The sequence below is a fragment of the Psychrobacter sp. CR212 genome (genome assembly GCF_059693765.1).
In genome coordinates this window covers 360,422-373,235 of the sequence record NZ_JCATIF010000001.1, presented here as the reverse complement: position 1 = coordinate 373,235, position 12,814 = coordinate 360,422, and the positions used below count along the sequence as shown (strand labels likewise).

The following is a 12,814-nucleotide window of genomic DNA, read 5'->3' as shown; positions in this document are numbered from 1 at the left end:
AGAATCGACCAACGTATTTATGACATATTTAGCGTTACAAACGAGCAAGATTAGATACTACACCTTAGACTTCAGCATACGCTAAAATACCCATTGCTAAGCCGGCCTCTCTAAGCATTGGCTTTTAAATCAAGGCGCGCTTGATGCAACAATGGTTCAGTATAGCCGCTAGGCTGCGCGCGTCCCTTGAAGACCAAATCACAGGCTGCTTTAAATGCATAAGAGTTATCAAAGTTATCTGCCATTGGCTGGTAATCACTATCGCCTGCATTTTGCTCGTCGACGACTTTTGCCATACGTTTCATTGTGTCCATCACTTGCTGCTCGCTTACCACATCATGATGTAACCAGTTAGCAATATGCTGGCTAGAGATACGTAAGGTAGCACGATCTTCCATCAAACCAACATCATTAATATCAGGAACTTTGGAGCAGCCAACCCCTTGATTCACCCAGCGTACCACGTACCCTAAAATACCTTGAGCGTTGTTCTCAAGCTCTTGCTGCTTCTCTTCTTCTGTCCAATTGGTATTTTTTGCCAATGGAATGGTCAAAATATCATCTAAGCTCGCACGCTCACGTGATTTTAGCGTATCTTGTACATCGGCCACGCTAACTTGATGATAGTGTATGCTGTGCAAGGTAGCGCCCGTTGGTGAGGGTACCCAAGCCGTACTGGCACCAGATTTAGGATGAGCCGCTTTGGTGTCCATCATCTCTTTCATCTCATCAGGTTTGGCCCACATACCTTTACCAATTTGAGCATGACCTTGCAGACCTGTCTCTAAGCCGATATCAACGTTCCACTGCTCATACGCAGGTAGCCATGCTTGCGACTTCATGTCGCCTTTTGGCACGAACGGACCGGCATTCATGCTGGTATGCATCTCATCACCCGTACGATCTAAGAAACCTGTATTAATAAAGATAACACGCTCTTTTGCTTGGCGAATCGCTTCTTTCAGATTGACTGTGGTACGGCGCTCTTCGTCCATGATACCGATTTTGAGCGTATTACGCTCTAGACCCAATAAGTCCTCTGATGCATTGAATAAATCATTGGCCATTTTAACTTCTTCAGGGCCATGCATTTTTGGCTTCACAATATACATTGAGCCTTGGCGGGAGTTTGATAGCTCGTTTTTGCCTTTGATATCATTGAGTGATAATAATGGTGTGATTAAACCATCCATTAAGCCTTCAAATATTTGCTCTTGGCCATTGCCTAAATCAACCAAAATTGCGGGGTTCTGCATGAGATGACCCACGTTACGAATCAAGAGTAGCGAACGACCTGGCAAAATCAGCTTACCGCCATCAGGTGTATTATATTCACGATCTGGGTTTTGTTTGCGAGTACGGGTTTTGCCACCTTTTTCAAAGGTCTCTTGTAGATCGCTGTTCATCAAGCCAAGCCAATTGCGATAGACTTCCACTTTTTCTTCTGCATCTACAGCAGCGACCGAATCTTCACAATCTTGAATCGCAGTCATGGCTGACTCAAGTAGCACGTCTTTGATATTTGCTGGGTCATCTTTGCCAACTGGATGATTACTATCGATCTGAATCTCAGCATGCAAGCCGTTGTTCTTTAACAGTACACCTGTAGGAGCTTCAGCGTCACCGACGAAACCGACAAATTTGCTAGTATCTTTTAACTCGGTACTGCCATCACCCTGTACGACTTCAAGCTTGCCATCGATCACTTTAAAACCAGTCACATCATTGTAAGAGCCTGATGCTAGTGTGAAGTGCTCATCTAGGAACGCTTTGGCATAAGCGACAACAGCAGCACCGCGAGTAGGATTATAGCTACCACCCGCTTCTTGACCATTGTCACTACTGATAACATCGGTGCCATACAACGCATCATATAGGCTACCCCAACGTGCGTTGGTCGCGTTAAGCGCATAACGAGCGTTACGTACTGGTACGACCAGCTGCGGCCCTGCGATATGCGCGATTTCGTCATCGACATTTTCTGTACTGACCGTAAAGTCATCACCTTCTGGCAGTAGATAACCAATCTCTTGCAAGAATGTCTTATAAGCCGGATAATCGATTTCGCCATCTTTTGCAGGGTGTTGTAGGTGCCACTGGTCAATCTGTGCTTGAATCTTGTCTCGAGTTTCTAGCAACGCTTTATTACGTGGCGTAAATTCCTTGATAACCTTCTCAAAACCTGACCAATAACTGTCTGAATCAACACCAACTTTTGGCAGCACTTCGTTTTCAATAAAGTCATACAACTGTTGGTCGATGGCAAGAATGCCTTTTTGAATGCGATTGGCGTTAGAAGACTGGCCCATGTCGTTATCCTTATCTATTGGTGAGTATTGGTAATACTAAATTGCTACAGCGACTATTTAAGACTCGTTATTTTTATCAACAATTATTCATACAATAAAAGATATCATTGCTACTTACGACAACCTATGGTATTTAATGCTGATAAATAATTATCCATTAAAGAGTTTTTCATCAGTCCTAAAATAGACTGTATAAATCTTCTGTTTTCATACGAGAATTGTCATTGGTATAATGCTTGCCATTCTCTACTAAGTGCCTACTAAGTGCTATTGATAGCAAGACACTGTGGCTAAAGAGCAAAATCTCATCCTACTATCAAATAATGAAATAAACAAGCAAACGCCATTTAGAAAATAAATATTGGGGTTGTATAATAATGATATCGTATAAGACATAAGCCTCACAGACCATGAATACTATCTAGAAATTAATGAATGCTCAGTTGAGACTAAACTGTAAGTAATCATTACCATCTATAGTTATACTTAAATACTGTCCATTATCCAGACAACTTACTTAGCCGTAGTAACTGTAGCCCATTATTTTGAAAACATCTACAAATTAGCTGCTTTAAACTCTCATTTATAAAAAAGCCCTTTTAGATTATGACTATAAATCAGCCCGACCTCTCGTCCTTACAATCATCAGCGCATGGTACTGATCACTACGATATTCATAAGGATAACCTCGAAAAAGAAGCGCCCCTTTCACCAGTAAATGTCGTTGACGAAAGCAGTATGGACGTAGGGGAAGACAGCGTCGATATCACTCACCTGCGCACACCTATAAAGGTAGACCTATCCCCTATTTATAATTTTTTGGGGGCGCGCACGACGCAGGCGTGGGTAGATGCCGCTATCGAGAATTTACCACTTATCATTCAGGATCATGCCAATTGCGAAAAAAAAGCCGCTGGCACTGCGATGAATTTGATGTTTCGGTATGAGTTCTCTTATGATTTGCAACGTAAATTGGCACAGCTCATACGTGAGGAGATGCTACATTACGAACAAGTACTTGGCATCATGAATGAGCGCGGCCAGGACTGGAAGTATTTGAGTGCAGGTCGCTATGCCAAGGGCATGTTGAAACATAAACGTACTTATGAGCCAGCAGCGATGGTCGATGTACTGATCATTGGGGCGTTCATTGAAGCGCGCTCTTGTGAGCGTTTTGCAGCGTTGGCGGAAGTCATTGATGATGCGCGTTTAGCAAAATACTATCGCTATCTACTAAAGTCAGAGAGCCGTCATTTTGAGGATTACCTTGCGCTTGCCCAGTCATTATCAGATGATAATATTGATGAGCGCGTTGCGTTTTTTAAAGAAGTAGAAGCAGAATTAATAGATAGTCCAGACGCGGAGCTACGCTTTCATAGTGGTACGCCTGCTTAACTATTTATTGTCTTCCATCAGAGGGCTATCGTACTGTTTATGGTCTTTGGCGACGTGATGCGGGTCGTGATCATCTGTGACACGCTCTGCAGCCGCAGGATTGGCTTTTTGCAGCGCATCATCAGGCACGATACCATCATTGTCGTCAGCATCTTTTAGTTCATGCTGCTGGTGTTTTGGTGACTGCGCTGCCTCTGCTGGTTTTAATGAGTAATTATTGGGATTATTCATAGCATTTCCTTATGATAGAAAGATCAAAGTAAATAAAGTGAATGAAGGATGTGCCCTAGATCATAAAAAAACTATCTGTCTTTTTTATGATCTTTTTCGTCAGGGTTTAGCACCCGTGTCTGGGCATTATCGACAGTGGCATAGCGATTCATGTTGTTAATTTTTTGGCTATCAGGCCCTTCGCTTGCAACGGTGCTTTCATTGATATTATCATCAAAGCCATTACCTGGTTGATCGCGGCGGTCGGGCTGGCGCGCTGGGTTGTCACCATCATTGACGTGCTCAGACTCTACTATACCCTCTTCAAAAGTGTCGGTACCTTTATTTTCATTGACGTTTTCTTCGAGCTCCTCATGGTTTTTCACCGTTTGAGCACTGTCTAAAGTTTCATGCGTGTCCGTTTCTGCGATTCGAGTTTTACTTAAAGCAGGATCTCTGGTTTCCATTGTTTTGTCCTTATTATAATTATTGTTCGTATCGATAACATATTGTGCTTATCATTTGTTAGTCGTCTCGACTCAGATCATAAGCATTTAGGTCCGATACGTTTTTGCCACCCGCAGGCAGATTTTCTTCTTTGCGCGGGTCGACATAGACCTCGTCTGTCTCCTGTGAGGCTTGTTCCGGCCCGTCTATATTTGGCTGGTACTTTCGGCCTTCGTAGCTGTCTTGAGGATTTTCTTGCGTCGTAACGGCTGGATCCTCTACTAGGAATTTTTCTTCAGTATTGTTTTTTTCTGGCATGGTCATGGCGTCTCCCTCGCATTATTTATTATCGTTATCTGATTAGTGCTTTGGACTTATGCTGCAAACACACTCTTATTTGTCAGTGCGTAGGTCATCCTCAATGAACGCTGTTTGCTCTTCTTCACTTAGTGATTCAGGCGCATCGACTTTTTTGTTGTCTTCTAGATTTTTCTCAATCTCTTGACCGTTTGCTTGCTCTGCAGCTTTTTTGATGTCTGAGGTATCATTGTTCGTCGTACTCATGATTTATTTCCTATTTTTATTGTTGACTGAATTTAGAGTTTCTCCGGTGCGGCATCATTATGTACTCAGCCATTTTTAGACAGTTGCTTTTGTTCAGTTACTTTTAGATAGATGAATGATGAGGTTTTTGATAAAAATAATAAACTGCACCAGAACTGATATTAATTATAGGTAGGGTATTGTGAGCTGCACCAGTGTACTGCCGTATCAATATGTGAATAAATGTGAGGTTACAAGACAGTTTGTAACTTTGATGCGTTGTTAATACAAAAAAAACCAAGCACTGAGGCGTATCAGCGCTTGGTTAACTCATGACCATAATGATCGACGATATAAGGTACGGTGTTAGCAACCATTGTTTAACAACATCTTGTTTAAACGAGATGACGTTGAGCTTTGTCCAAATCAGTTGGACTCGTCGACACCATTAATCACTTTTAATAAGTGCTCTTGAGCGACGTGTGGCACCTCCCCTGCTGCTGGCTGAAGCTGCTGCCATACGCCTGTGCCACTCAGTGTCCACGCTTGCGTGTTGTCTTGTAAGTAATTGATCAAACCATCTTGGTATATCTGCTTAAAAAGCTTCTTGTTTTCGATTGGAAAGGCCACCTCAACGCGGTGGAACAGGTTACGATCCATCCAGTCTGCGCTGCCGCAATATAAACGCTCATCACCGTCATTATAGAAGTAATAAATACGGGTATGCTCCAAAAATCGGCCAATAATAGAGCGTACGGTGATGTTTTCAGACAGTCCTTTTACTTGCGGACGCAAGCAACACATAGAGCGCAATATCAGCTCAATTTTGACGCCTGCCTGCGACGCATCATACAATTTGTCAATCAGGCGACGCTCGGTCAAGGCATTGGCTTTGATAATGATATGAGCGCGCTTGCCTGCTTTGGCATGGGCAATTTCGTCATCAATAAAGCTCATTAGTTTTTCGTGCAAGGTAAATGGTGCATGTAACAGTTTTTTGAGATTGGCAGGTTTGCCCATACCAGTGAGCTCTTGAAATATCTTATGCACATCTTCTGAGATATCAGGATCGGCACTGAATAAGCCATAATCTGTATAGACCTTGGCATTGGCCGCATGATAGTTGCCTGTGCCTAGGTGGACATAGCGGCGGATTCGATCTTCTTCACGGCGCACGATGAGCATGAGCTTGGCATGGGTCTTGTAGCCGACGATGCCATAAACCACAACCGCACCTGCTTCTTGTAAATAGTTGGCGACAGCAATATTGGAGGCTTCATCGAAACGCGCACGCAACTCAATGACGGCAGTGACTTCTTTGCCGTTACGAGCGGCAGCGGCAAGCGCTTTGACGATCTCTGAGTTGGTACCTGAGCGGTATAATGTCTGCTTGATCGCCAACACTTTGGGATCGCTAGCTGCCTGCCAAAGCAGATTAATAATGGGTGAAAATGCATGAAACGGATGATGCACGAGCACATCGCTTTTACGCATAGCGGCAAACATACTGGATGATTTATCTGATTTATCCATCTCTCGGCGAAATGCTTTTGGCACGGCATGAGTAAATGGCTGATAACGCAGTCCCGGGATATTAAAATCAAACAGCAAGCGCGTCAGATTGACGGGGCCATTGACGCGGTACAGCTGATTGTCATGCAACTCAAACTCATTGAGCAGATACTCACTGATGTGCGCTGGACAGTCGGTTGTGACCTCAAGACGGACTTTGTCACCGAAGCGGCGGTTTTCAAGCTCGCCCTCAAGCGCTTTGGCGATATCTTCTACATCATCCGCCAGATCCAAATCTGCATTACGCGTGAGCCTGAATTGGTGACAACCCGTCACATTCATACCAGGGAACAGCTCACCGATATGCTCATGAATGATGGCGGACAGCATCACATGATGCTCTTTACCACCCGTTAGCTCATCTGGCAGACGAATCACACGCGGCAGACTGCGCGGCGCTGGAACAATCGCCAAATTAATGTCGCGGCCAAAAGCATCTTTGCCTTCTAAAGTGGCAATAAAGTTTAAGCTTTTATTGACCAAACGCGGGAATGGATGCGCAGGATCAATGCTAATCGGTGTCAATACTGGTACAACTTGCTCGGTAAAATAACGCTTCATCCATGCAGACTGCTCAGCGTTGAGCTCATCACGTTTTAGGTAGCGGATATCCTCGAGCGCAAGAGCGGGCAAAATATCTTCGTTGAGAATACGGTATTGCTCATTGATAGCGTCGTGAGTGATCGCAGAGATCTCGTTTAACACCTCGCTTGGGCGCATACCGTGAGCACTGGTCGATACGTCACCGATATTGAGTTTTTGCATGATGCCAGCGACACGTATTTCAAAGAATTCATCGAGATTCGATGAAAAAATAATGAGAAAAAACAAGCGCTCAAGCAGTGGGTGACGAGGACTGGCTGCCTGCGCTAACACACGCAGATGAAACTGTAATAAAGACAGATCTCGGTTGATATAACTGCTGGGTGAATAACTGCCGTCTTCTGAGCGCTGCCACTCGACATCGACCAGTTCATCTCGGCTACTAAGGATAATGTCTTGCATACCCTTTTCGATGGCCGTTTCATTCACATGATTGACATCAATCATATCGTTAAGCTCACCACTACTCTGATTACTGTTATGCTCTACCACGTTACTACTCCTTTTGCGTTATCGATACGCCGTCGTCTTTATACTATCGTCTTAAAGGTTATTAACTAGGGCGTGTTGAACATTCGCAAATAGGCACTGCTGATCGCTAAAATTGTTCCAGACAAGGCACAAAGCGACGATAATGCAGATGCCTTAGCGAGATTTGTAACGCAGTATGGGGCAATTTTCGCATCAGACCTAACGATAAAAGCAGGGGACAGGACTCTTTTTTGCCGCTTCATCGTTAAAAATAAGCGCTTAGAGTGACTAAACTTATTATTTTTAACATCGAATCGCCTAAAAAATAGTCGCTGTCAGTACCATGGTCGAATGTTCAACACGCCCTATTATTCTTTCCCGTTATTCTTATTGTTAAGGCTTCTTTTAAAAGATTAAGACGCTTGTGGTAATACCGCATTTTTCATACGTTTTTTGATAATACGTTGCTTGTTACGCAAGCCTCTGTCACCTTGATTGTCTTCGTAATACTTCGGATTGGTAAGCATCCCAATGAGGAGCGCTGATTCGTCTCGGTTCAGATTGGCCGCAGATTTATCAAAATAATGATGCGCGGCGGCATCGATACCATAGATACCGTTACCAAACTCTGCCACATTGAGATAAGCGGTCAAGATACGCTGCTTGTTCCACAGCGTTTCTATCATGACAGTAATGACAGCCTCTTCTGCCTTACGCACATAAGAGCGATGCGAAGTCAGAAATAGGTTTTTTGCTAGCTGCTGCGTAATGGTTGAGCCACCAGCGGACATTTTGCCCGTTTCTTCATTTTTCTTTTGTGCCGCTTTGATACCTTTAATATCAAAGCCATTATGCTGGCTAAACGTGGAATCTTCACTCACGATCGCTGCTTGTTTGACAGACTTGGCGATGGCATCGTACTCAGCCCATGTCTGCGTGACCGTGCCACCCGTTAGGCGATGCGTCAACATAAACATGCTGTTGTTAATCGGCTGCGTTTTCCAGATTAGTAGTAGTCCGGTGACCAAAATATGGAATGCGACAACCAATAACATAATAGCCAATAACAGACGTTTGATGAACTTGCCAAAACTTGTCATGCGCGATATCCGAGTGATTAAAAAAGTAATAAGATAATATAGGTCATCTGCTAATAACTAAAAACAGCAACTATGAACCAATAGTCCTAAAATAGCTGTCATTGCCTTTTATTAACAGGCAGTCATTAGTAATGACCAGTAGCAGGTCATCTTACCTAATCTCACAATCGCTGTCATTATTTACACCACTTCTTTATCATGTAATGAGCTATAAACAGTATTCACTTTTTATTTAAGGGTTTAAGATAAGTACTTTATAACAAGCATAAAAATAAGAGAATAAATATGCATAATGGTAATAATATAAAAGCACTGCGCGCACGTATTATTGAAGCGAGCCCAAATCTTTGCAGCGCTGAAAGTTCTGATAAGTGGTGGCTACTCGGTACCTCTGGCTGCCATCTGTGTGAAATCGCTGAGCAACTTATGGTGCGCTTTCAAAGCGTACAACCTATTACCTACGAGAATGTCGATATTGCAGACTTTAATGAAGATCTGATGATGGAGTTTGCCACCACCATTCCCGTAATTCTGACGCCATCAAAACGATTAGACTATCCATTTTCAGTCATGGATTTACAGCAACTGTTAGCTCACAACTAACGGCACTTTGTTTTGATGTTATAGAGCTTTTAAATTTCTTATATTAGAATATCTACCGCTAATTTTAGCTAGTATGGTATTTCAATATTTGCTAGACTACTTTTATATTCTGTTTGGTAAATTGATTATACTAATGCTAATGATTTACTGATCAATAATCTCAACTCTCCAACCTTGCACTCTGTTAAATCATATACATACAATTCTCAGCGAAAGCACCTAAGAGCAACTATTAGGGCGTGTTTAACACGCCTTAATAAATATAGTTAGCTGAATGTAAAACTGTTATGGATTTAAACGCGCTACTGGTATAAATTTTACTTGCGTGCTGCGTTCCCAGAGGCTGCGCAAAATTCATCCCAGTAGCGCTATGACATTTTTAGAGTGTATCGACTATAGTAATAACTTAGTATGACTTTAAAACCAGTAAAAAATAAGCTGGTATACACAACAATAAGGACTGTTAATTATGTACACTTTCTTAGCCTTAGCGCCAATTCTCGTTGTATTCATACTACTCATAGTTATGCGCCTGCCAGCTAAGATATCTATGAGTATTGCCTATTTGGTGACAGCTCTGCTAGCCTTTTTCATTTGGCACGCTAGCGGTGCTCAGGTAGCGGCTGCTACTGTTAATGGGATTATTGTGGCACTTACTATTTTATTCATTGTATTCGCAGCTATTTTACTGCTGAATACGCTGAAAGAAAGCGGCGCTCTTGTCGCCATACGTAAGGGCTTTATGGATATTTCACCTGATAGGCGCGTCCAAGCGATCATTGTGGCATGGTTGTTCTGCTCTTTAGTAGAAGGTTCATCAGGATTCGGAACACCATCTGCAGTGGGTGCTCCGCTGTTGTTGGCTTTAGGCTTTCCAGCGATGGCATCGGTCATGGTTATTCTTATCATTCAATCTACACCCGTATCATTCGGTGCAGTTGGTACGCCTCTACTACTTGGCGTTTGGTCTGGTATTACTGATAAACAAGATTTAGCACAGTCCATTGCCCCTACTACTGCCGAAAATTATTTATTACAGATTACAGCTAACGTAGGCCTTGTACATGCGCTTATTGGGTTTTTGATACCTTTAATTTTAAGTGCTTTTTTGACAAGGTTCTTTGGTGAAAAACGCTCCTTCATAGAAGGGCTTAAAGTATGGCCATTTGCCATTTTTGCAGGTCTTTGCTTTACTATTCCTTATTTTTTGGTTGCTAAATTTCTAGGGCCTGAGTTCCCTTCACTCATTGGCGGTTTCATTGGGTTGTTAATTGTACTTCCCGCTGCTAAGCGTGGTTTTTTGATGCCTAAAGATACTTTTGATTTTGCCCCTCGCGCAAAATGGGACAAAGACTGGCTGGGTACTTTAGACGAGGTAAAATATGATGATTCAGCAACCCCAAAGTTCTCTTTAATTCGTGCATTTTCGCCCTATTTCATTGTGATTGCCTTATTGGTCATAACTCGAGTGATTGCACCACTCAAAGCTTTTCTGGTAGGGGATTTAACAACCATTAGCCTTACTAATCTTTTTGGTACAACAATCTCTAGTAAGATACAGCTCGCCTATTCTCCTGGTAGCATTCTAATTATTACTTCTTTATTATGTATTTTACTGTTCAAAATGAATAGCCAAGCGGTAAAGCGCAGTTGGAGTAACTCGGCAAAGACCATGGTTGCTGCCGCACCAGCTTTGCTATTCTCGGTGCCTATGGTACAAGTATTCATTAATTCAGGCTCAGCCGCTGAAGTCGCTACTGCGCTACCGGCTATGCCAATATTACTGGCTGAAAGTGCTGCCGATGCTTTTCAAAATGCGTGGCCGCTAGTGTCTCCATGGATTGGGGCAATGGGTGCTTTCATCGCCGGTTCAAATACTATTAGCAATATGATGTTTTCATATTTTCAATGGTCAACAGCCAATCAGATCGGACTCAATAGCGACCTTGCAGCACAAGTAATAGCCTTGCAAGCTGTGGGTGGTGCGGCTGGTAACATGATTTCGGTGCATAATGTGGTAGCTGCTTGCGCAGTAGTCGGCTTGGTGGATAAAGAAGGCTATGTGATTCGCAAAACACTGCTAGCGATGATTTATTATGTCGTGCAAGCAGGTTTGATCGGTATGGCTATCATCTTCGGTCAAATATGGTGGTGGGCTTTAGCCGTTCTCTGGCCCATAACATTCTTTGGACTGATGTCTTTTTGTGGCAAATTTTCCCGTAGAAAACTGAATGGACGATAATCAGGCAAGCTGACGCTATTAAACTAGATCTAGTAGCGTTAGGTTAAGGTTGCCTTCTAGTTAAAACATAACAGCAATAAGAGATAAACCTATGAAAGACTTAACTAAAATCACCGAAATCGAAGATCTGCGCCGCGTCGCTGAGCGCAAAGTACCACGTATGTTCTACGACTATGTGGATTCAGGCTCGTGGACTGAGACGACTTATCGCAATAACGAAACTGACTTTGATCGTATCAAGTTGCGCCAGCGAGTATTGGTCGATATGGATAACCGCAGTCTGGCAACGAGTATGATCGGTGAGCCAGTCAAGATGCCTGTAGCCATCGCCCCAACGGGGTTTACCGGCATGATGTGGGCAGATGGTGAGATACATGCCGCACGCGCCGCTGAAAAATTCGGCGTGCCCTTTTCACTATCGACCATGAGCATTTGCTCTATCGAAGATGTCGCCACTCATACTAGTAAGCCGTTTTGGTTTCAGCTCTATGTCATGCGCGATCAAGACTTTATGGCCAATCTGATTCGCCGTGCCAAAGAGGCCAATTGCTCAGCACTTATCTTGACCGCCGACTTACAAGTGCTTGGACAACGTCACAAAGACATCAAAAATGGTCTATCCGCACCGCCTAAGCCAACACTAAGCAATATGATCAACCTCATGACCAAGCCGCAATGGTGTATGAATATGCTGGGCACCAAACGTCGCACGTTTGGTAATATCGTCGGTCATGCACAAAATGTAGAGGATCTGTCATCACTCTCTGCTTGGACGGCAGAGCAATTTGACCCGCGTCTGAGCTGGGACGATGTGGCGCGTATCAAAGACATGTGGGGCGGTAAACTTATCATAAAAGGTATCATGGAGCCTGAAGATGCTATTATGGCGGCTCGCAGTGGCGCGGATGCCCTAGTCGTCTCAAACCATGGCGGTCGTCAATTGGATGGCGCGTTATCTTCTATCTCTGCCCTCGCAGACATCGTACAGGCAGTACAAGCTGAAAACAGCGATATCGAGGTATGGCTCGATAGCGGGATTCGCTCAGGTCAAGATGTACTAAAGGCTATCGCATTGGGCGCAAAAGGCACGATGATCGGTCGCGCTTTTCTCTACGGATTGGGAGCGTATGGTGAAGACGGGGTGCGCCGCGCGCTTGAAATCATCTATAAAGAGTGTGATATATCTATGGCATTCTGTGGTCATACCGATATCAATACTGTCACGGATAATATCTTGGTAAAAGGCACGTATGAAAACCTCAAAGTGGGTCGTTTTTAGAGCGGCTTAATGTCTAGCGATCGACGTTTAAAACTGGCTA

The 12,814-nt window shown here is 43.5% G+C and carries 11 protein-coding genes; 4 read left to right on the top strand and 7 right to left on the bottom strand.

What is annotated here, in order from left to right; all coding sequences use genetic code 11:
• Positions 1–110: 110 nt before the first annotated feature.
• Positions 111–2,309 (bottom strand): malate synthase G, encoded by a 2,199-nt coding sequence (locus tag AC58CZ_RS01600; protein ID WP_494223529.1) that lies wholly within the window; start codon positions 2,307–2,309, stop codon positions 111–113.
• 738 nt (positions 2,310–3,047) lie between these two features.
• Between AC58CZ_RS01600 and AC58CZ_RS01595 the strand changes: the two genes are divergently transcribed.
• On the top strand, positions 3,048–3,704 hold the full coding sequence (locus AC58CZ_RS01595) for a tRNA isopentenyl-2-thiomethyl-A-37 hydroxylase MiaE (RefSeq protein ID WP_494223742.1): 657 nt from the start codon (positions 3,048–3,050) through the stop codon (positions 3,702–3,704).
• Here the strand turns inward: AC58CZ_RS01595 and AC58CZ_RS01590 are convergent, their stop codons facing one another.
• The 6 genes from AC58CZ_RS01590 to mtgA form a co-directional block, all read right to left on the bottom strand.
• A complete protein-coding gene (locus tag AC58CZ_RS01590; RefSeq protein ID WP_494223530.1) occupies positions 3,705–3,935 on the bottom strand; it encodes a hypothetical protein in 231 nt (76 codons plus the stop codon).
• A 71-nt stretch (positions 3,936–4,006) separates the two neighbouring features.
• Positions 4,007–4,381, bottom strand: coding sequence for a hypothetical protein (locus AC58CZ_RS01585; RefSeq protein ID WP_494223531.1), 375 nt, complete (start codon positions 4,379–4,381; stop codon positions 4,007–4,009).
• 58 nt (positions 4,382–4,439) lie between these two features.
• A complete protein-coding gene (locus tag AC58CZ_RS01580; protein ID WP_494223532.1) occupies positions 4,440–4,685 on the bottom strand; it encodes a hypothetical protein in 246 nt (81 codons plus the stop codon).
• Between the two features lie 69 nt (positions 4,686–4,754).
• On the bottom strand, positions 4,755–4,925 hold the full coding sequence (locus AC58CZ_RS01575; RefSeq protein WP_167337591.1) for a hypothetical protein: 171 nt from the start codon (positions 4,923–4,925) through the stop codon (positions 4,755–4,757).
• A 405-nt stretch (positions 4,926–5,330) separates the two neighbouring features.
• Positions 5,331–7,481: a polyphosphate kinase 1 gene (gene ppk1 / locus AC58CZ_RS01570; RefSeq protein WP_494223743.1), complete on the bottom strand. Its 2,151-nt coding sequence runs from the start codon at positions 7,479–7,481 to the stop codon at positions 5,331–5,333.
• A gap of 482 nt (positions 7,482–7,963) precedes the next feature.
• Complete coding sequence (gene mtgA / locus AC58CZ_RS01565; protein WP_093071255.1) at positions 7,964–8,650, bottom strand: monofunctional biosynthetic peptidoglycan transglycosylase; 687 nt, start codon at positions 8,648–8,650, stop codon at positions 7,964–7,966.
• 285 nt (positions 8,651–8,935) lie between these two features.
• On the opposite strand from mtgA, the gene AC58CZ_RS01560 reads away from it, so the two are divergent.
• The 3 genes from AC58CZ_RS01560 (at position 8,936) to AC58CZ_RS01550 (ending at position 12,774) form a co-directional block, all read left to right on the top strand.
• Positions 8,936–9,253 carry a glutaredoxin family protein gene (locus AC58CZ_RS01560; RefSeq protein ID WP_075106799.1) on the top strand — a complete coding sequence of 106 codons (318 nt, stop codon included), beginning with the start codon at positions 8,936–8,938 and terminating at the stop codon, positions 9,251–9,253.
• A 469-nt stretch (positions 9,254–9,722) separates the two neighbouring features.
• A complete protein-coding gene (locus AC58CZ_RS01555; RefSeq protein ID WP_093071257.1) occupies positions 9,723–11,495 on the top strand; it encodes an L-lactate permease in 1,773 nt (590 codons plus the stop codon).
• Positions 11,496–11,586: 91 nt separating this feature from the next.
• On the top strand, positions 11,587–12,774 hold the full coding sequence (locus AC58CZ_RS01550) for an L-lactate dehydrogenase (RefSeq protein WP_494223533.1): 1,188 nt from the start codon (positions 11,587–11,589) through the stop codon (positions 12,772–12,774).
• Positions 12,775–12,814: the final 40 nt, after the last annotated feature.